The following is a 20,941-nucleotide window of genomic DNA, read 5'->3' on the forward strand; positions in this document are numbered from 1 at the left end:
CAATAAACACAGGTATCGTTTGAGTTAATTGTGGAAACATAGATAATACAACCAAAATAATAACAACAACTTAACAATGAGTTCCTTCCAAGAAACATTTAATCCGGATATTGAAAATCAGGAACAGCAATGGCTGAGCGATCGACGAGCCGCCTGCAACCTAGGCTGTGACGGCGACAAAGATACCAAGGCACTGGCGTTTTCCGGCGGCGGTATCCGCTCGGCGACCTTCAACCTCGGGGTGTTGCAGGCATTGGCGAAAAACGACCAACTCACGCAGTTTGATTACCTGTCTTCTGTTAGCGGCGGCAGTTACATTGCCACCTCCTATACCTGGTTTAAATCCCGTTTTCCCGGTCAGTTCCCCTTTAGCACCAATCGCCATGATAAGCGCGCAAGCGACATTCTTGGTTGGCTCAGAGCGCACAGTAGCTTTTTAACGCCCGGGTTTGGCGTCGATAAAAGTTCGCTATTAACGGCCATCTTAACCGGGACCCTGATCAATATGTTGATTATGGTGCCCGTGCTCCTGCTGCTGCTCTTTCTATTAAGTTATGAATTTTCTACGGATCTCTGGGCCATAGCCATCCACGCTCCCTTTAATGGCTTTTCCTTGTTACGGGGCGCCGGCTTTATAACACTCATTGCCAGCTTTGGGTTGATGTTATTGACCGCCATCAGCACGGGCTTCGAGTCTGCGCGGGCGAACCACCGCACAGAAACGCTCAGATATTACTTAAGTAACCTCTTTCCCTTGGGTTTGGCCATGTTAGCCTTTGGTTATATACCTATTTTCCATAAGTTTTTTGAGCGTTTTGCCGAGTGGCTGGTGCACACCAGCTTTAGTATTTCTTTACTGGGTATGCTGATCACCCGGTATGCGGCGCACAGAAACGGCAGTGCCGATATTAAATATTCGCTGACCAGCATATTGATAGACTTAGGCCTACTGCTTACCTGCTTTGGTTTTGTGATGATCAGTTATCACTTTGCAGTGCAGTGGGAATTGCTCCCCACCCTATTTTATCCCTTGCTGATTTTATCTGTGTTCCTGGTATTGGGCTGTAATATCAATGCTTGTCTATGCACGGCTACTACAGAGACAGATTAAGAGACGCCTTTATGCCCTGTCATTTATCTAAACGCGATACTAATGACGAGCAGTGCGAACAAACGCTCAGCTATGATAAGCAGCTATTGTTGGGCGAGCTTAAAGCCACAGACGCGCCCTTTCCCATCATTAATTGCAACATTGAATTGCTGGGATCAACCAATGCTAAATATAAGAACCGCGGCGGCGACTGCTTCACCCTAACGCCCTTATATTCGGGCTCCGACAGCACGGGATATAGGGCGACCAAGGATTACATGGGCGGTAAGTTAGACCTGGCCAGCGCCTGTGCTATTTCCGGCGCAGCCATCGCCACCAATACGCCCATGACCCGTTCTAAGCAGCTGAACTTTATCATGTCACTGCTGAATCTGCGTTTGGGCTGCTGGCTGAAAAACCCGAATAAACCCACCAAACCGGCAAACTTTTTCAATAAACCCTGGTGGTACATGTATATGTTCAAGGATATGTTCGGCCAGGGTTTGAATGAACACCAGTCCTACATTCATCTCTCCGATGGCGGCCACTTTGAAAACCTGGCCTGCTACGAATTAATACGCCGTAAATGCAAGCTGATAGTGTGTTGCGATGCCGGTGCCGATCCCAACTACCAATTCCAGGATCTGGCCAGACTCATTAAGCTGGCTCGGGTTGATTTTGGTGCCAAGCTAGCCATCGATGTCAGTGCCATTAATCAAAAAGCGGCCACATCTAATATTGCCTGGACCGAAGGCAAAATTTCCTACGACGATGGCAGCTATGGCCGCTTTATCTATGTGAAGGCCAGCATGATCCAACATGTGAATGAAGAGCTGAAAAGTTATAAACGCATAAACCCTGATTTCCCACATCAGAGCACCAGTAATCAATTTTTTGATGAAATGCAGTTTGAAGCCTACCGGGAGTTGGGCTTCGAACTTACCCATCAAATGCTTAAGTCGGTTGATTTAGCGACCACGGCCACCAGCGGAGAGCAATAATGTCGAGTCTTTTATGTTCCAACTTTGAAATCGTTTGTGATCAACTCGGCTATCCGGAAGGTCCTGTCTATATGCAAGACGGTAGCGTGCTGCTGGTTGAAATCAAAAACCAGCAACTAACCCGGGTTTCGCCCCAGGGCGATAAAACCCTAGTTGCTAAAATAGCCGGTGGCCCAAACGGTGCCGCCATCGGCCCGGATGGCCAGGTCTATGTGTGTAACAGTGGTGGTTTTGAATGGCTGCCGGTCCCTCTGCCGAAACAAACCTTGTTTATCGGCACAGGAAAGTCACCCGAATATAAAGGTGGCAGCATAGATAAGGTCAACCTGGCTACGGCGAACGTTGAAACTCTTTATACAAGTTGCAATACCGGCCGGCGGTTAGATATGGCCAAGATGCAGTGGCAGGATCAGCCCCTTACCCCTGAGTTTACGCTGCGTGGGCCGGACGATCTGGTTTTTGATAGCAAAGGCGGCCTGTGGTTTACCGATTGGGGCAAAGACGATGGCCGTGCCCGCGATATCACGGGCATTTACTATGCCGCAGCCGACGGCACCAGCATCAAGCAAATGGTCTTCCCGCTCAATGCACCAAACGGCATCGGCCTGTCGCCCGATGGCAAGCGCCTGTACACGGTGGAGACCTATACACGACGACTGCTCTACTGGGAGCTGTCGGCCCCCGGTGAAATTGCCCCAAACCCCAACTCGCTCGATGGCACTTACCTGCTCACAGGCTTTGAAGGCCAGGCTATTTATGACTCCATGGCGGTCGATGAGCTGGGTAACCTGTATCTGGCCACCATGTTACCGCAAGGCAATAACCCCTTTAGCAATGGCGGTATTACCGTCGTATCTCCTGAAGGAGAGGTACTGGAATATATCGAGATCAATCTGGGCGAGGGTTTGTATGCGCCCTTGCCCTCGAATATCTGCTTTGGTGGCGAAGACAATAAAACCGCTTATATCACCTTGGGTGCCAGCGGCATGCTGGTAAAAGCACAAATGAAAAATGCCGGCTTAACATTGGCGTTTAACGGCTAGTTCGGGAATAACTCGGTGGAGAGGCTCTCCCCTCTTCCTCTTAACCTTGGTTAATACAATGACATTCATAAAAATAACAAAACGTATCCTGGTCTATGTGACGGGTGTAATCGTACTGGCTGGCCTTGGTGTATTTGCCTTGGTGCATTATCCCGCCTCGCAAATCCCGGACTATGTGCCGACAGAAGAAACCCGCTATCTGGATCAGGGCTGGGGGCTCGAGGCACATTCGCCCGAGCGTCAAACCTACTATTACACACCACAGGGCACCGGCTTAAAGGGCATGGAATATGACTGGCTGGCGCACCTGGAAATGCCCTGGGGGGAGACGCGATTTGCCGAGCCAGGACATTTAAAGGCCTACGGCTTTATCGTCGATGACACCCCAAGTCCTGAAAACCCCTATCAATACCCCTTGGGCTTTACCAAGCACTTCGACCAGGCATCGGCCAGCGAACTGCTGGATTTAAGCTGCGCTGCCTGTCATAACGGTCAGCTCAACTACAAAAAAGACGGCAAACATTATGCACTGCGCATCGATGGCGGCCAGGCCATGCATGCCTTTACCACCATGAAACTGGGTCACTTTGTGCCAACCCTGGTGGCATCTATGACCAGTACCTATCTCAACCCACTTAAATTTGATCGCTTTGCTACCCAGGTACTGGGCGAGCAATATAACGACCACAACAAGGCCGTCCTCAGGAAAAAATTCGGCAAGGTGTTAATGCGCTTTTTAACCCAGGGCTTTAACGATACCAGTAAAGGCCTGTATCCGGTGACCGAGGGCTTTGGCCGCACCGATGCCCTGGCCCGTATCGGCAATACCGTTTTTGGCGATAATCTGTCGGCAGAGAATTATCATAAGGCCACCGGCCCGGTTAACTACCCGCCGCTTTGGAATATCTGGAAATTTAACTGGGTGCAATATGGCGCCTCGGTAAAACAGCCCATGGCGCGCAATATGGGTGAAGCGCTTGGGGTCGGCGCGCACATTGCATTGATCGACAGCTATGGTAATCCATTACCTCCTGAGCAGCGCTTCGATTCCTCGGTGTTGCCCGAGCAAATCTTCACCATAGAAACCACCTTGCAAAAACTCACGCCACCGCAGTGGCCGGAAGATATTTTTGGCCCGGTCGATAGAGTCAAAGCGGCCGAGGGACAACATCTTTTTCAGCGCCATTGCGCCGGCTGTCATGGTCCACACCCTGCCAGCGACTTGGTGAAACAAATCGAAACGCCGTTAAAAGGCAAAGACCAACCACTGTGGATAATGAGCGAGCTGGCCGTCAATGAGGTCGGCACAGACCCCAATGCCGCCTACAACTTTCTAAACTACCGCTTTGATCTCAGTAAAACAGGCTTGAGTAACAGCGAAATAGTGCAAAAAGTCCGCGCTATGAATATCAGGCAGTTACAACGACTGGCCAAGGTGCTTCTTAACTCGCCGCGCCTAGAGCAGTTTTTGCAACAACCTCAGCCAAACGCCGAGGCGTTAACCTTAACTACCAACTGGATAAGCGACCATCCGCAGCAATACCAGGATATAGAGCAGCGCTTTAACAACTGGCAAAACAAATATGCCAAGTTAGCGGATTTGGACCAGCTCATTGCTGAGCAAGGCGATAATGATGTTCAGCAAGACATCAAAACCGCCCTAATTCAGCAGCAACTGCGCTCCTTGGACGATGCGTTAGCCAAGCTCAGTGTAGAGACGCTCAGTCTGGGTGAAGCCCTCAACATTACCGGCATCTATTTAAGAGAGAAGTACTATCAAGACAAAAACTTCTCGCCAGAAAAGCAAGCCTGTATGGACGGCTTTGGCGCCTTGGATTTACCGCAACAAAAAATGATCTACAAGGCAAGACCGTTAGAAGGCATTTGGGCCACACCGCCGTTTTTACATAATGGTTCTGTGCCCAATATCTACCAGCTGCTCTCGCCAGTCTCCGAGCGCGACAGCCAGTTTTGGGTTGGGCAAAGGGAGTACGATCCCGTGCATCTGGGTTATGTGACCGAAAAAGAACCGGGTCATGCCTTCTTGTTTGATACCCAAAAAGACGGCAATAAAAATATCGGCCATGAATTCAGGGATGGCTACATTCCCTACCAACCGGGTAATCCGCCCCAATATGGTGTCATCGGCCCGGCATTAGCGCCGGCGCAGCGCCTGGCCATTATCGAGTATTTAAAAATACATAAAGACTCGCCTGAGCCCGCGCACGCTAACGTGAATGCGCACGCTTCGGGATTGAGCCCATCGACTCAATGCGAAGGCCTGTAGAGGAACAAGATGAAAAAACTGATAGTCTTTTGCCTAACCGGCGTCATTGCGTTGGTCGCGGTGTTATTTGTCATCAACCAGGACAAAAAGCAAAGTAGCCTGGGGATTATTATTCCAGCCGATGAACAAACCCATATCGCCGATATTATTTCATCGGCGGTGCAAATGGTGGATCGCAGCCAGGCAGCCACGGCGCCTGCCCCATACCGCAGGGATGTCCATGCCAAGGCCCATGGCTGTGTTAAGGCTACTTTTAGCGTACCGGCGCTCAGTGACTCGCGCTTAAAGCACGGGATATTTGCCAAGCCGGATCAATATCAGGCCTGGGTTCGTTTTTCCAGCGGCGATACCCGACCCCAAGCGGATGGCATCAAAGATGCCAGGGGCATGGCCATTAAAGTCATGGGCGTTGACGGTAAAAAGCTGCTGTCGCTGGAGCAGGATGCGCAAACCCAGGACTTTGTGATGATCAACAGCGATGTGTTTTTTATTAAGGACGTCGCCGAATATGCCAAGTTTATGCAATACCAGGCACAAGGCAGCAAGTTTGGTTACTTTTTCAATGACTTTAACTGGAACATCTTTAAGTGGCACCTGAGGTCGCTCTACCTCGGCGCTAAAACCCTCAAGACGGCGCCGGACAGCCTGCTAACCGAGCAATATCACAGTCTCTCGGCCTATCGTCTAGGCCAAAAGCAGTTTATGAAATACAGCGCCAAGGCCTGTTCGAGCAACACCGCCATCGCCGTTAACCGAGATAAGCCCAACTTTTTACGCCAGGAGCTGAGTGAGAACCTAGGTCAAACCGGTGCCTGCTTCGACTTTATGGTGCAACTGCAAAATAGGGATAAATACATGCCGGTGGAAGACACAAGGGTAAAATGGCAAAGCGAGGACTCGCCTTTTATCAAGGTCGCCCGGGTTGAGATACCCGAGCAGCACTTTGATACCCAGGAGCAAAATCAGTTTTGTGAAAACCTGTCCTTTACCCCTTGGCATGCCGTAAAGGCGCTGGAGCCTGTGGGCGGGATCAACCGCTTACGCAAAGCTGTGTACAACGGCGTCTCCCGTTATCGCCATGATAAAAACGGCCAAGAGATGTTCGAGCCAAAGGGCTGGTGCCTGAAGCTCGACGGCAGTGAGTGCGAAGCCGAGTAATGCTAGCTAAACGCTAGAGCGGCTTCTTCGTCCTGGCTATGGTTTATGACCTTATTGCGTCCCGTTTCTTTGGCGCGATACAGGGCGTTATCGGCACAGGTAAGCAAGCCCATCAGACAAGGTGTGTCGGGTGTTTTTTCCGCGGCGCCGATACTCACGGTAAAGGTCAGCGCCGCCTCGCCGGGAAGCTCGATTTGAATCGTGCTAATGGCGTGGCGCAGGTTTTCAGCCACCGCCAGGGCACTGGCAATATCGGTTTCGGGCAGCACCACCACAAACTCTTCGCCGCCATAACGCGCCAGTGAATCGCTGGCCCTTAGGTTGGCCTTGAGAGTTGCGGCCACTTGCTTTAATGCCTCGTCGCCGACCAGGTGACCGTGCACGTCATTGATCTTTTTGAAGTAATCGATATCCAGCAGCAGTAATGACATGGGGTGCTGATAACGCTTGGCATTTTCAAACAGCTCTTCGCCTATCGACATAAACATGCGACGGTTGTTGATCCCCGTCAGCGCATCGGTGGCAGCGAGGGCCTTTAGCTCTTTTTGGTAGAGATCTATGTTGTGGCTGAGTAAAGCCATGATGAAATAGGTTTCTATCATGGTCACGTAAATAACCGAATAAAATAACTGGCGTTCAGATTGGCCATCGAGCGAGATAATGGGTGTGGTGCCCCCTGCCTCGGAGCATAAATAAAAGAGGATGCCGCCGGCTAAACTAAAGACAAATTTTTCAACTCGATCATTTTCGTTAAAGAGCAGAAAAACCCCAGGGGTGATAATGAGATAATAAAAATGAAATCCAGCACCGACGCCAAAGGTATGCACACTAAAGAGGTAAACGTGTGCCATCAGTACGGTAAAAAACCATACCTTGGCCCCTCGGTAGAAGCGTTTATGGGAGAACAACAAACCCACGCCATAACAGGCAACAAAGACCAAGTTAATAGCCGCGACTGAGGTCTGGTTTAAAGAAAGAAGAAAATACAGAGCGTACAACAAGGCAACCACACAGGTCACCACACTGACCAGGTTAGTGGTTTGCACCTTTGTTGCTTCAACGTGTTCAAGGCGATCCGTGCCTATATTTATAAAACCCAGGTGAACAAGTTTTCTTATCATAGGGAGCGATTTTTACCGACGGCGCTGTGGCCGCACACTTTATTATTGTGACCTTATTCTGCCACAGCCTTTGTTTATATGTTACTTAATCAATGTGAATTTTTAACCTTATGGTAACTTTATTGATTAAATCAGAATACGCCTGGAATCAAGCGATAGCGCACCCGCTTGGTATAATCCCTGTAACCCACTAACTCGTTTTGCAAGGTTTTATCTTCTAATCGAGTTCTTATCAGGGTAATAAGGATAGCGAAAGCGGTTGGGATCAGAGTCCAGAAAGAGTCCAGCGCCAGCACTATGCCAAACAAGGCCAGAATACTTCCCGCATACCCGGGATGGCGAATTAATCGATACGGGCCGGTATCACACACCACATGGCCCCGCTCCGTTTGAATGCGCACCACACTGGCGAAAAAGCGGTTTTCCACCAATGCCCAGGTAGCCAACCAATAGCCAAGGGCGACCAAGATAAAACCCAGACAATTAAGCCACAGGGGAAAAGCATCAGACCATGAATACCTATGGTCCAGCGCGGCCACTATGATCATGGGAAAACCTATGCTGATGGCCATTAAAGGAGCCAGTACCTTATCCCAGGGTTTGGCTTTTTTAATGCTTTCAATATTATGCCGCTCGGCTATCAGCCCAGGATTATGTCGCTCTGCCAACATATGCCCGCCAACACCAAAGACAAACACCTGTGCCGAATAAACCCAGGCCTGCCACCAATAAATATCCGAGCTACAAATAAATAAGATCACCGGAAATGAAAGATACAGCAGGATAAGGTCAAGCCATTGACGTGTGGTCATGCTTTGCGGGGCGGTTTTTAAGTGTGAATTGGCTGGCATTTCAGTACCAAAATAAGGGTTAACAGCGAGACTTGCTGGTTAATCCGTGCACATGGCGTATTCGGCGACGCCATCGAAAATTCTTTGGTAGCAGCCGCAGGGATCATTATCGACCTTGCACTGGCCAATGACTTCACTGCCTTCGGCCACAAAATCGCCGACAACAAGACAATCTCCCTCGCATTCAGAACCACTGCGACATTGTTTTCCGGCATCGGGATACTTGTATATACAAGCGGGGATGGCATTCATACACACAGTTTTTATCACCCCGCCCTTATCAAGGCAGGCGATCACATCAATGCGCGCTAGGGCATCTGCCCTCATTTGTTGCAAGGCAACGTCCGGATTCTCGTTTGCGGCAAACAAGCCAGACGAAAATAATAAGGCAATAATGAGTTTCCAGTATTTCATAATTCCAACGTGTAATTATCACTGTGGCGTCGGGCTCTGTGTGTAAGCGTTAAAACCCAGACGCAATTATTTGGCGAACCTTTGCTAATTATAGATTCAAATACTAATTGTCACTCGAATTACAGGTGCTAAGTCGTTACTATTTAGCAAACACATTATTCGAGAAAAAACCTTAGATGATCGAACAAGAAATAGCCCAGGTAGAGCGCTACTACCAGATGGCGATTGATTTCCTAGTAACTTACAGTGCTCAGCTGGTATTGGCTCTGATACTACTGGTTTTCGGCCTCTGGTTGGCACAACGCATTAGCCGCTGGATATTCACCCTAATGCAGGGCCGTAACATAGACATTACCCTGACGACCTTTACCAGTAACCTGGTACGCGTCTTACTTATTGTCACCTTTGTGGTCATCGCCCTAGGTAAGGTGGGAATAAGCGTCACGCCTTTCGTCGCCGCCATAGGTGCTGCTTCCCTAGGTGCTGGTCTGGCATTGCAAGGCATGTTGTCAAACTATGGCGCGGGTCTGGCCATCATTGCCACCCGCCCCTTTGTGGTCGGCGACACCATTACGGTTAAGGGCGTCACAGGTCAGGTCAGCGCCATTGAGCTGGGAATGACGCATTTGCGCGATGAAGACGAAGTGGAGATCACCATTCCCAACAAGCATATTGTCGGTGAAATCATCCATAATTCATTCGATTACTCTCTAGAAGAAGGTACCATCGGCATTGCCTACGATGCCGATTATGAGCAGGCGGAAGCCTTGATTTCTGCAGTATTAGAGTCGCAAACGGGTATCGCGCAAACACCCAAACCTCAGGTAGGGATTAACGAATTTGCCGACAGCAGTGTGGTGATCTTATATCGCTATTGGGCGCCCACCAAGGCCAAGGTCGCCACCCGGCTTGAAATCAACAAGGCAGTATTTCAGGCCTTACAACAGGCGCATATAGAGATCCCCTTTCCTCAGCGTGTGGTTACACTTAAGCAAGAAGCCCATTCTTAACCTTCTTAATCTAGGGCACGCTCCGGCGTGCCTGCACGCTTAGACCCTGCCACCCTAGCCCGCGCCAATAGGCTATACTCATAGCAAATAAAAAGTGTTTAAAAACAGGGCGTAAATATGTTCTTTGGTTTAATGTCGGCAAATATCCGCAATAAAGTTCCGCTCGCCGAAGCCATGCTGATTCTTATTGCTATCGCACTGATAGGAATAATGCTTGCAGATGAACCCGCGGATGCTGAACCCGTAGCCAGCGCCGAGATTAGTCCCCCACTCACGCCCTCGCAGGCGCGGTTAAATGAGACCCCGGATCTACTCAGTCCCGACTTTATCGCCACCAAGGGCAGTCACTGCGAAAAGTATTACCTTATCTATAAGCAAGAGCCTAGCCAGCACAATGAAGAAGTCGCGCGGCAGGTATGTCGTAATTTCAATTAGCAACCGGGCCATCACCTGTAAGAAATGCCGCCGGGAGCCACTTTTACTCCCTTACCCGAGTGCAAAACATTGATATACAACTCAATACAATCTCATGTATGATGACCGAGTTATGAATAAAATGTTACTATCTGGGCAATATGATGAATGGGAAAGATAATAACTGGATTTTAGTCGTCGATGACGACATCGAGTTAGCGCAACTAGTGTCAGGGTTTCTTGAAACCAACGGCTATAAAACCAAAATTGAGCACAACGGCTTGAAAGCGCTGCAAACCATAATCACCGAGCAGCCTACTCTGGTGGTGCTTGATGTCATGCTGCCGGATATGGACGGACTGTCTGTATGTCGCCAGGCTCGCTATGGGTACCCGGGGTTAGAGGGCACCTACGACGGCCCTATCCTTATGCTTACCGCCTTGGACAATGACATTGATGAAGTAGCCGGCCTCGAAACCGGTGCCGACGATTACTTAGCCAAGCCGGTGCGCTCGCGGGTTCTGCTAGCCCGGGTACGTGCTCTGTTGCGCCGCAACCCTCATGAAGTGGCGCCTTTACCTAGTACAGAAGTACAGGAACAAGAGCCGGTTGAAGATGAGGCCTTAATAAAGTTCGATGATCTGGTAATAGATAAGAAGTATCAAAGCGCCGAGCAAAACGGCAAGGCCGTAGATTTGACCACAGCGGAATTTGAATTACTGGCGCTGCTTGCCAGCAATCCTGGGGTGATCTGCGACAGGGAGTTTATATCCGAGCATTTTGCCAAGCTTGGCTATGAAAGCTCCAATAGAACCATAGACTTGCGCGTATCACGTATTCGTAAAAAGCTTGGCGATGATAACCATCCTTCGACTAGAATTAGAACTATCCACGGTAAAGGCTATCTGTTTGTAGGGGATAGATAACACGATGCGCTTTAAACTGGTATTACTCTTATTTTTACTCCTAGGTACCGGGCTTTGGCTCAGTACCTCGGTGCAGGGTAATGACGGTACAGAACAAAACTCGGTGGCACAGCTTGAGGCACAACTGCCGCAGGCCAAGGGCGCAGACAAAAGTCTGATTTTAACCGAGCTGGTTGAAGCCTATCGTGATAACAATCCGCCGCGCAGTTTAGACTATGCCGAGCAGGCCTTGGCCATCTTTGCCAAGTATCCTAATGCTAAGCGTCAGATCACGGTACTTAATAACATGGCCTGGGCCCATATCACCCTGGGCCAATACGAGCAGGCACAGGCCCGTACCGATCAAAGCCAGGCTTTGTCTAAAGAAGCCGACTATAAACGCGGCCTGTATGTATCTGTTACCATGCAGGGGATCATCTATTGGCGTACCGCCAATTACCAGTCCGCACTGAAAAACTTTGAGCAGGCACTTGAGATAGCCGAGGAGCAAAAAGACACCCGCGGCATCGCCAACACCACCAATTATATTGCCATTATTCACCAGACCTTGGGCGAGCCAAAAAAAGCGCTGGAGTATTTTCAAAGCGCCTTTGAACTGCAACAGCAAATTGGCGAAGAGAAAAGCATCGCCGTATCTCTCAATAACCTGGCCAATATACACGGCACCAGCGGCAACTACAGTTTAGCCCTGGATTACCAACTAAAGTCCCTGACCATACGCGAGCGTATTAACGATGTTCCCGGCCTGGCGCAGGTGCTTGGCAACATAGGCCTAACCTACTTCTATCTTGAAGACTATGATATGGCCTTGTCTTACCTGCAGCGGGCACTGGGTTATTACGAAACCCTGCAGGACAAGCTTGGCATTGCCGAAATGCTGACCAACCTGGGAGCCGTGCACCAACGTAAACACCAATTTGATGCGGCACTGCATCAATATCAATCCGCCTTGGAACTTGCCCAGGAATTGGATGATGTTGCCATGATGGCACGTATAAAAATTGATATTGCCAGCGCCTATATAGAGTTGGGTGATGCGGGCTTGGCTCAGGAATACGCCGAGCCAGCATTGCAAAAAATCATTGATTTAAAAATTATCCCCCTGCAGGCCAATGCCTTGTTGGTCAGCGCCAAAACGGCCAGACTCAAAGGCGAGATAACCCAAGCCATACATTTAACTAATCGCTCCATAGAGGTGGCAACGGATGTTGAAGATAAGCGCATGGTGCGCGATGCCTATCAGTATCTCTATCAGATCTATAAGGACAAGAATGAACTGGCCGAAGCGCTTCACTACCTGGAGCTGTTCAAGCAGGTCAACGATGAAATGTTTAACTCAGAGAGCGATCAGCGCGTTGCCTTCTTATTAAGCCACTTTGAAGCAGAAAAAAGAGAACAGCAGATCAAACTCTTGCAGGCGGATCAAAGCCTAAAACGCAGCGAGATTGAACAGCAAAGATACACACGTAATGTGTGGATCGCCTCCCTGTGCGCCAGCTTTGCCTTTATCCTGCTTTTCGTAAAGCGGATGCATCAAAATAAGATAAACCGCTCATTAAATGAAAACATCAAATCGCAACGCGAGCTGATTCAAGCGGTTGCCCATGAATTTAGGGCGCCCTTGGCACGGGTGCAACTGGCCTTCGATATGCTTGAGGACTCACTTAATGGCGACAACGGCAAGCTCTTAACCACCAAGATAAATAATGGCCTTACCGAGCTCGAAAAGCTGGTCAAAGAAGCGTTGGATTTTATCCAATTAGAGAATAAATCTCGGGCGCTACACACCAGTGAAATTAAGCTCGGCAATCTACTGTCGCGACAACTCGAGTCCCATGTCGACCTCTACGCCGATATTCATTTCGAGCTCACCGAGAAGGGCCCCCAGCCTTGTGTGGTGCAAGCCGACAGTCATCAATTGAACCGCGCTGTTTCCAATATTATTCGCAACGCCGCCCGTTTTGCCGAAACACAGGTGCATGTCACTTTAAATAACCTAGCGCACCATTATGAGATCTGTATTGAAGACGACGGTCCCGGTATTCCTGTAGCCGAGCGCCAACGGGTAATCGAACCCTTTGTGCGCCTCGACTTAAGTCGTTGTCGCGATTCCGGCGGTGTGGGCCTGGGTCTGGCGTTGGCGAAAAAGATAAGCGAAGCCCATGGTGGTAAGTTGATCGTAGGTTCATCGAGCCTAGGCGGCGCCAAACTCACCATTCGCTGTCCGAAAAAACCACCCACCATCAATAACGCCTAATGTAGGTCGGCCTTCAGGCCGACAAATATGCACATGATTCACGCTGTAGCTCGGCATTTGCCGCCAAGGTTGTAGGTCGGGCTTTCAGAGCGACGCTTAAGCAACATTCTTCCTTTGTCGGCGCAAAGCACCGACCTACAAATGGCACCATCTCGTGGTAGGTCGGCCTTCAGGCCGACAAATATGCACATGACTCACGCTGTAGATCGGCCCTTGCCGCCAAGGTTGTAGGTCGGATTTTCAGAGCGACGATTAAGCATAGTTCTTCCTTTGTCAGCGCAAAGCACCGACCTACAAATAGGCACCATCTCGTTGCAGGTCGGCCTTCAGGCCGACAAATATGCACATAATTCACGCTGTAGCTCAGCCTTTAGCCGCCAAGGTTGTAGGTCGGGCTTTCAGAGCGACGATTAAGCATCATTCTTCCTTTGTCGGCGCAAAGCACCGAGCTACATATAGGCACCATCTCGTGGTAGGTCGGCCTTCAGGCCGACAAATATGCACATAATTCACGCTGTAGCCCGGCCTTTGCCGCCAAGGTTGTAGGTCGGGCTTTCAGAGCGACGATTAAGCAACATTCTTCCTTTGTCGGCGACAAAAAAAGCATCGCCCACAACACCGACCCACATTAGGTCGCTTCTATCCCAACAAAAAAACAACATAAAGACCCACTTTTGGAATAAAGTGACCGACCTATACGCAAATTGCCTAGAAATTATCAGTTAATTTGATAACTGCAACTTATCGAATAATTCTTCTATTTTTCCGATACTTACCATACTTATTTAGGATTTTTTTGAAAGTTTTTTGTCATTACTGTGTACAAAAGGTTAAATTTATTTGATCTTTAGTGTCCATATGTATATAAATGTATATGTTGAGTCATTGAAATTGATTCCTCACTCCTCTCAGAGTTAAGGGATCACGTTATATTTTTTAGCAAGTTCAAATATTTATGCCTGAGCACCAGAAGCCGCAAAGATAAATAGCATTGAACACCAACTAGTAGGTCATACGCGTTTTCGCGGTGTACGGACAACACCAAGGTAACGCCAACCCCTACACACATTGGAGCAAAGTTATGAAGGTAACAAAAATAGCGAGCGCCTTAGCGGCATTAACACTTAGCGCAGCAGCAAGCGCTCAAGCAGACGATTCTCGTTTTGTAATCCAGGTTGATAACAACAGTAAAGGCGTTATCAAAGCACTAGCCATTCAGTCTGGCGCAGAAATTAAAGTAGATGGCGAAGGTTTCTTTGCCGCTAGCTTCCCTGGCATGGACCTTTCTCAGGTTAAGGGTGTTCTTAATAACCCACATGTAAAACTAATTGAAAAAGACCAAATCCGTAAGCCATTCGCTCTATACAACGACGATGCAGGCAACCCTATGACCGGTCAGCTTACACCGTATGCTGTGTATCAGTCACAGGCTAACCAAGTACCTTTCATCGCCGGCGCAGGCATGAAAGTATGTGTTATCGACTCTGGTCTTGATAAATCAAACCCTGATTTCAACTGGGCTGGCATCACGGGTGATTATGACCCAGGCACAGGCGATTGGAATGTAAACGGTGGTCCACACGGCACGCACGTAGCCGGTACCATTGGCGCCAGCGATAATGAATACGGCGTAGTGGGCATGGCCCCAGGCGTTGAAATGCACATTGTTAAGGTATTCACCGAGCGCGGCTGGGCTTACTCTTCAGATCTTGCCCATGCAACTAACCTATGTAGCCAGGCCGGTGCCAACATCATCAACATGAGCCTAGGTGGCGGCGGCAGCAACAGCATTGAAGGTAATGCCTTTGCTGAATTCAGTGCCAATGGTGGTCTGATCGTAGCGGCAGCCGGTAACGATGGTAACTCAGCTGCTTCTTATCCTGCAGCCTACCCTGCAGTAATGATGGTTGGTGCCAACGACGCTGACAACAAGATTGCATCTTTTTCTCAGTTTCCAAGCTGTACAACCGGCCGCGGCAAGCGCGCCAACTTCGATGAAACCATCTGCGTTGAAGCAACAGCCGGTGGCGTTCAAACGCTTTCTACCTACCCTGCGGGCATGGCGGGCATTGCAGCGCTAAATGCCGATGGTACTTTCTATAGCACGGCGGGCATGGAAAACGGCGGTGATGTTACGGCTGCAGCTTATTTCATGGGCACAGCAGAGTCTGTTGACAGCGGCGCTAACGGTCGTGTTTGTGTTATCGACCGCGGTAATATCAGCTTCCACGATAAAGTTGCTAACTGTGAAGCCTCAGGCGGCGTCGGTGCGGTTATCGTCAACAACGTTGATGGCGTACTTTATGGCACCCTAGGTGATTTCAACAGCACCTCAATTCCTGCTGTAGGCGCAGACTTGGCTGACCGCGATGCCCTAGTTAACGCTGCATCAATCAACGTCAGCGTGACCGCATCAGATTATGGTTACATGAGCGGTACCTCTATGGCTTCACCTGCGGTAGCCGGTGTTGCAGCCCTGGTATGGTCAAACCACACCGAATGTACGGGTGAGCAAATCCGTGACGCATTGAAGATGACTGCCGAAGACCAAGGTGCAGCGGGTCACGACGTATACTTCGGTTACGGTATCGTTAAGGCCAAGGCCGCGCACGATTACCTAACGCAAAACGGTTGTGGCAACACCCCAACTCCGGGTGAGCTATCACTGAGCGCCACACATACCTTTGCCAAAGGCAAAAACCAGGTAGAGCTTGTAGCCCTAGGTGCGTCGTCTGGTAGTGCAGATATCTACCGTGATGGTGCCAAAATCGCCACTGTTGCCAATGGTACTCAGTACAACGATGCCTTCTCACGTAAGGCTAGCGGTACCTACACCTATAAAGCCTGTGATCAAAACACCACAGACTGTACTGCTGAGCAAGTGATCTCTTTCTAAGCAGAAACTAATTTCTAGTTGGACCTTAACCAAAGCAGTGCGCCCATCCCCATTGGGCCTCTGCTTTTTTTCTTTATATACCCGACCCAAATTCTTTAACGCCACTGCGCGTACCAAGCCCCCATATAAGCGATAGGCTTTAACCTGGCCAATGCATCAGGCGCTGCCAACAGCTTGCCAACGAGGAACACCTGCAACCTTGAGCCCCCTTGCCCCTGGTATTAACACAGGCATCTAAGGTCAACCTCTCTAGGCTTATAAAACCCCTAGTTAAAGCCCCACAAGCAGCTTTAGTGCAAGACTCTGCTCTTTTGACACCAGTCCCCTGCTCCGCTTTCCAGCAAGGCTGAGCGCCTATCGGCCAGCACTCGGAGTTCGTTTGTATACAGTGTATACATGTTCTCGCCACGGTTTGAAATCAGCAGGTTGTGATACAAACTCATATACATTTACATGCTCTCTGGGTTTTTCTCCGGCCTGGGAATGGCCCTGCACATCTCTGCATAAATAACGCGCAATAGTGCATAAATACTGGCTTTATAGGACATTTGTCCTGCTAACAATTCTATTGCAATTTACACATCAATAGACAAAAACACGAAATTCTTCCGATGAAGAAAAAATATTTTGTCATTTTCCTGTAATAAAAACCCCTTTTAAATCAATCTACTGCATACTTTCTATACGTTTTTTATAAATAAATGTGAATTTTTTGCGTCATTTTTATTGATCATATACAAATGAAGGTATATAACTATATACATTCGCATACAAGAAGTGCGAGCGTGCGACTTACAGGGAGAATGAAGTGGGTACGTACAAGTGAACCAACCATAAGTTAAATTTACATACAACAGGAGATCAGATGATGAAAACGCCCAAGAAGTCATCTTCCAAACTAATCAAAACACTAGTAGGTACTACACTATTAGCTGGTATCAGTCCTGTTGCTTTAGCAGTAGCGCAAGCGCCACACAAAGCAGCACCAGAATACGATCAACAAACTGTTATCGTTAAGTTCAAACAAAAAGTAGCAAAGAAAGAGCGTAAAGAGCTTGCTCGCAACCTTGGCGTATCTTTCAAAGATAAAAACAATGACGGTGTTGATGACCGCCTACGCAACATTGCTAACGGTCGCCTTGCGGTACTAGATCTTGGCCAAGGCCGTAAAGTTGATGCGGTATTGGCTGGCCTTAAAAACCACCCACTTGTAGAGTATGCAGAGCCTAACTTCATCGTTAAGCATCAAGCGACTCCTAACGACCCTAGCTATGCAAACCTTTACGGCATGCAAAAAATCTCTGCCGAAGCGGCATGGGATTACACCATCGGTGATGCATCAGTAATCGTGGGTGTTATCGACACAGGTTTCGATTTCCAACACCCTGACCTTGTAAACAACATCTGGCGCAACCCGAACGAGATCCCTGGAAACGGTATCGATGACGACGGTAACGGTTATATCGACGACATCCACGGTATCTCTGCCATCCTAGACAATGGTAACCCTCAAGACACTGGTCTTCACGGTACTCACGTAGCCGGTACTATCGGTGCTCAAGGTGACAACAACCTAGGTGTTGTTGGTGTAAACTGGCGTACTAGCATGGTAGGTTGTAGCTTCCTAGGCTCAGGCGGCGGTACCCTAGCCGATGGCGTACAATGTATCGACTATATGATCGGTCTTAAAAATGCTGGTAACAACGTTCGCGTTCTTAACAACAGCTGGGGTGGCGGTGGTTTCACGCAAACTCTTAAAGATGCAATCACAGCAGCTAACAACGCCGATATGCTATTCGTAGCGGCAGCAGGTAACGATTCATCTGATATCGATCCAGGCGGTTTCTACCCTGCAGGTTATGACGTACCAAACGTAATGGCCGTTGCTTCTACCGACAGCCAAGACAACCTTTCTGGTTTCTCAAACTTCGGTGACGAACTAGTACACATCGCCGCTCCTGGTCACTTCATTGTTTCAACCGTTCCTGGTGGTGGCTATGACACACTAAGCGGTACCTCAATGGCCACACCTCACGTAGCCGGTGCTGCAGCGCTTCTATTATCTGGTAACCCAGACCTAACTACTGCGCAGCTTAAACAAGTCCTAATGGGCACGGGTGATGACTTAGCCTCATTGCAAGGCAAAACCATCAACGGCAAGCGCATGAACGTGTTCAATGCCTTGGCTGATTCAGGCGGTACAGGTCCTTCATTCTTTATGAATGCCACGCCTTCGTCTGCAACGGTTAACCAAAGCGAAAGCCAAGACTTCGTTATCGACCTTACCGCTGCCGGTGGTTTCACAGGCGATGCAACTCTAAGCCTGTCTACTGTTCCAGCTTTAGATGCACAAGTGCTATTTAGTCAAAACCCAGTTGCTGCTGACACAGCCACAACTATGACTATCAACACCACAACTGCAACTGCTCCTGGTACATACCAAATGACGGTTACAGCGGTAGACGGTGATATCACTAAGACATTACCTCTAACTCTGCGTGTATGGCCTGAAGGCAGCACCTCTACCAGCTTCAGCAATAACGAAGCGGTATTGATTGCCGATGATGCACCAGAAGCACCAGCTGAGAGCGTAATCAATGTACCTCACGAAATGATCATCACTGAGGTTGCAGGTCACGTTGACATCACTCACGACAACATCGCTGACCTAGTGATCAAGCTAGTAGCACCTAACGGTAAAGAGTCTGTACTTCGCAGCTTCGAAGGCCAAGCGGGTAACCGTCTTGAGATGGACTTTGTAAACTACGACCACGAGCTTGATAACGCTCTAGGTAACTGGACGCTACAAGTAGAAGACCACAACAACAACAACGCCGGTATTCTAAACAACTGGACGTTGAAGCTAAGCGGCGCACCTCTAGGTGCTACTGACTTCGCTCCTAACGTGTCTATCGCAACTCCTGAAAACAACAGTGCCTTCCTTGTTGGCGAAACTGTAAGTTTCTCTGCAAATGCAAGCGACACTGAAGATGGCGACCTAACTTCAACTGTTGTATGGACGTCAAGTGTTGATGGTGTTATCGGCAACGGTGCAAGCTTCACTAAGTCTGACCTATCTGCTGGCGACCACGTAGTAACGGCTTCTGTTACCGACTCAGCGGGTCAAACGACTAACCAGAGCATCGAGTTCTCTGTAGCAGCTGCTAACACTACGGTAAGTGGTTCTAACAACACAGCCATTGCACTTCCTGAGTGGGGCGGCCGTGTATTCACTGAAATCGACCTACCTACCGGTGTTGCTATCGATGCCCTAGAAGTGTCTGTAAACATCTCTTACGATTCAGTTCAATACTTGAACGTTTGGTTACAGTCTCCTGCTGGTACTCTAGTGAAACTAGTAACTTGGCGTGACTTCTGGAATAAAGACCTTATCCATACCTTTACTCCAGTAGAATTCGCAGGTGAGTCAAGCAAGGGTAAATGGCGCCTATACGCTGAAGATACGTCAAGCTACACCATGAACGGCGTACTTAACAGCTGGAGCATCTCAGCATCTAACGGTGACGCGATACTACCACCACCGGCTGAAAACACTGCACCTGTAGTGACTATCACTGCACCTACTGGTGGCACTAGCTTCAACCTAGGCGACAGCGTAACCTTCGAAGCAACAGCTATCGACGCAGAAGAAGGTGACATCAGTTCACGTATCGATTGGTACTCAAACTTCAACGGTAAGATTGGTACTGGCGGTCTATTCAGCACTAACTCACTAGTTGCAGGCGACCACACAGTAACTGCGGTAGCGTGGGATAATGATGAAGCATTCGACTCGAAGCAAGTAACTCTGACTGTTGTAGATGCACCTGCAAACGAAGCGCCTGTAGCTGACTTCAGCTTCGCCGCTACTGACCTTAACGTTCAGTTCACTGACCTATCTGGTGACACTGACGGTGCGGTAACAACTCACTCTTGGGACTTCGGTGACGGCGCTAGCTCAACTCTAGCTAACCCTTCACACAGCTACACAGCTGCGGGTACTTACACTGTAACCCTGACTGTAAGCGATGATGACGGTGCCGAGCACTCAATCACTAAAGAAGTAACTGTGACTGAGCCTGTACCAGAGCCAACTATCTTTGTACAAGGTACTGCTGAAGCCTCTAACGGCCGTGTAGTAGCAAGCCTATCTTGGACTGCACAAACTGCAACTGAGTTTGATGTATACCGTGACGGAGCTCTAATTGACTCAGGTGTGAGCAAAACAAGCTACACAGACCGCTTTAACTCTACTGCGACTAGCTTCACTTACCAAGTATGTGAAACTGGCACTGCCAACTGTTCTTTAGAGGAAACCATTGCGGCTACTCCTAAGACTAAAGGTAAACGCAAGTAAGTTGTAACCCCTGGGAAGGCTCTCTCGAGCCTTCCTTTTTCTTCTTAATTTACGTTTATCTCTAGAGCGTAAATCAACAAGAGAAAATAGGGATTGTATTAATGTTCGAAAACCCG

The 20,941-nt window shown here is 49.0% G+C and carries 14 protein-coding genes; 11 read left to right on the forward strand and 3 right to left on the reverse strand.

The genetic code is table 11. The features are described 5' to 3' along the window. Positions 1-76 precede the first annotated feature (76 nt). Genes C2M34_RS09935 through C2M34_RS09955 form a run of 5 tightly spaced genes read left to right on the forward strand, consistent with a single transcriptional unit; the run spans position 77 to position 6,579 of the window. Positions 77-1,111, forward strand: coding sequence for a patatin-like phospholipase family protein (locus C2M34_RS09935; RefSeq protein ID WP_105258674.1), 1,035 nt, complete (start codon positions 77-79; stop codon positions 1,109-1,111). Between the two features lie 11 nt (positions 1,112-1,122). After that, entirely contained in the window at positions 1,123-2,091 is a 969-nt protein-coding gene (locus tag C2M34_RS09940) for a hypothetical protein (RefSeq protein ID WP_105258675.1), read from the forward strand. Next, complete coding sequence (locus C2M34_RS09945) at positions 2,091-3,134, forward strand: SMP-30/gluconolactonase/LRE family protein (RefSeq protein WP_105258676.1); 1,044 nt, start codon at positions 2,091-2,093, stop codon at positions 3,132-3,134. The genes C2M34_RS09940 and C2M34_RS09945 overlap by 1 nt, the downstream gene beginning before the upstream one ends. A gap of 58 nt (positions 3,135-3,192) precedes the next feature. After that, positions 3,193-5,421, forward strand: a complete 2,229-nt coding sequence (locus tag C2M34_RS09950; protein ID WP_105258677.1) for a di-heme-cytochrome C peroxidase — start codon at positions 3,193-3,195, stop codon at positions 5,419-5,421. Positions 5,422-5,430: 9 nt separating this feature from the next. Beyond that, positions 5,431-6,579 carry a catalase family protein gene (locus C2M34_RS09955; RefSeq protein ID WP_105258678.1) on the forward strand — a complete coding sequence of 383 codons (1,149 nt, stop codon included), beginning with the start codon at positions 5,431-5,433 and terminating at the stop codon, positions 6,577-6,579. Between the two features lie 2 nt (positions 6,580-6,581). Here the strand turns inward: C2M34_RS09955 and C2M34_RS09960 are convergent, their stop codons facing one another. The 3 genes from C2M34_RS09960 to C2M34_RS09970 form a co-directional block, all read right to left on the reverse strand. Next, positions 6,582-7,700 (reverse strand): GGDEF domain-containing protein, encoded by a 1,119-nt coding sequence (locus tag C2M34_RS09960; protein WP_105201350.1) that lies wholly within the window; start codon positions 7,698-7,700, stop codon positions 6,582-6,584. 131 nt (positions 7,701-7,831) lie between these two features. Continuing rightward, the gene (locus C2M34_RS09965) at positions 7,832-8,551 is read right to left on the reverse strand and encodes a methyltransferase family protein (RefSeq protein ID WP_105258679.1); all 720 of its coding nucleotides are present in this window, start codon (positions 8,549-8,551) and stop codon (positions 7,832-7,834) included. Positions 8,552-8,590: 39 nt separating this feature from the next. After that, complete coding sequence (locus tag C2M34_RS09970; protein ID WP_105258680.1) at positions 8,591-8,965, reverse strand: hypothetical protein; 375 nt, start codon at positions 8,963-8,965, stop codon at positions 8,591-8,593. 176 nt (positions 8,966-9,141) lie between these two features. On the opposite strand from C2M34_RS09970, the gene C2M34_RS09975 reads away from it, so the two are divergent. The 6 genes from C2M34_RS09975 to C2M34_RS10000 all read left to right on the forward strand — a co-directional run bounded on the left by C2M34_RS09975 (position 9,142) and on the right by C2M34_RS10000 (position 20,825). Continuing rightward, complete coding sequence (locus C2M34_RS09975; protein WP_105258681.1) at positions 9,142-9,975, forward strand: mechanosensitive ion channel family protein; 834 nt, start codon at positions 9,142-9,144, stop codon at positions 9,973-9,975. Between the two features lie 117 nt (positions 9,976-10,092). Continuing rightward, positions 10,093-10,410 (forward strand): hypothetical protein, encoded by a 318-nt coding sequence (locus tag C2M34_RS09980; RefSeq protein ID WP_105258682.1) that lies wholly within the window; start codon positions 10,093-10,095, stop codon positions 10,408-10,410. Between the two features lie 140 nt (positions 10,411-10,550). Beyond that, positions 10,551-11,315 carry a response regulator transcription factor gene (locus C2M34_RS09985; protein WP_105201355.1) on the forward strand — a complete coding sequence of 255 codons (765 nt, stop codon included), beginning with the start codon at positions 10,551-10,553 and terminating at the stop codon, positions 11,313-11,315. 4 nt (positions 11,316-11,319) lie between these two features. Continuing rightward, on the forward strand, positions 11,320-13,572 hold the full coding sequence (locus C2M34_RS09990) for a tetratricopeptide repeat protein (RefSeq protein ID WP_105201356.1): 2,253 nt from the start codon (positions 11,320-11,322) through the stop codon (positions 13,570-13,572). A gap of 1,081 nt (positions 13,573-14,653) precedes the next feature. Further along, a complete protein-coding gene (locus tag C2M34_RS09995) occupies positions 14,654-16,468 on the forward strand; it encodes a S8 family serine peptidase (protein WP_105201357.1) in 1,815 nt (604 codons plus the stop codon). An 865-nt stretch (positions 16,469-17,333) separates the two neighbouring features. Beyond that, positions 17,334-20,825 (forward strand): S8 family serine peptidase, encoded by a 3,492-nt coding sequence (locus C2M34_RS10000; RefSeq protein WP_105258683.1) that lies wholly within the window; start codon positions 17,334-17,336, stop codon positions 20,823-20,825. The last annotated feature ends 116 nt before the right edge of the window (positions 20,826-20,941 follow it).

The sequence above is a fragment of the Pseudoalteromonas sp. T1lg88 genome, from assembly GCF_002964765.1.
Classification (GTDB): Bacteria; Pseudomonadota; Gammaproteobacteria; order Enterobacterales; family Alteromonadaceae; genus Pseudoalteromonas.

Coding starts and splice junctions, on each gene's coding strand:
- C2M34_RS09935 (WP_105258674.1), top strand. CDS start 77: ATGAGTTCCTTCCAAGAAACATTTAATCCGGATATTGAAAATCAGGAA.
- C2M34_RS09940 (WP_105258675.1), top strand. CDS start 1,123: ATGCCCTGTCATTTATCTAAACGCGATACTAATGACGAGCAGTGCGAA.
- C2M34_RS09945 (WP_105258676.1), top strand. CDS start 2,091: ATGTCGAGTCTTTTATGTTCCAACTTTGAAATCGTTTGTGATCAACTC.
- C2M34_RS09950 (WP_105258677.1), top strand. CDS start 3,193: ATGACATTCATAAAAATAACAAAACGTATCCTGGTCTATGTGACGGGT.
- C2M34_RS09955 (WP_105258678.1), top strand. CDS start 5,431: ATGAAAAAACTGATAGTCTTTTGCCTAACCGGCGTCATTGCGTTGGTC.
- C2M34_RS09960 (WP_105201350.1), bottom strand. CDS start 7,700: ATGATAAGAAAACTTGTTCACCTGGGTTTTATAAATATAGGCACGGAT.
- C2M34_RS09965 (WP_105258679.1), bottom strand. CDS start 8,551: ATGCCAGCCAATTCACACTTAAAAACCGCCCCGCAAAGCATGACCACA.
- C2M34_RS09970 (WP_105258680.1), bottom strand. CDS start 8,965: ATGAAATACTGGAAACTCATTATTGCCTTATTATTTTCGTCTGGCTTG.
- C2M34_RS09975 (WP_105258681.1), top strand. CDS start 9,142: ATGATCGAACAAGAAATAGCCCAGGTAGAGCGCTACTACCAGATGGCG.
- C2M34_RS09980 (WP_105258682.1), top strand. CDS start 10,093: ATGTTCTTTGGTTTAATGTCGGCAAATATCCGCAATAAAGTTCCGCTC.
- C2M34_RS09985 (WP_105201355.1), top strand. CDS start 10,551: ATGATGAATGGGAAAGATAATAACTGGATTTTAGTCGTCGATGACGAC.
- C2M34_RS09990 (WP_105201356.1), top strand. CDS start 11,320: ATGCGCTTTAAACTGGTATTACTCTTATTTTTACTCCTAGGTACCGGG.
- C2M34_RS09995 (WP_105201357.1), top strand. CDS start 14,654: ATGAAGGTAACAAAAATAGCGAGCGCCTTAGCGGCATTAACACTTAGC.
- C2M34_RS10000 (WP_105258683.1), top strand. CDS start 17,334: ATGATGAAAACGCCCAAGAAGTCATCTTCCAAACTAATCAAAACACTA.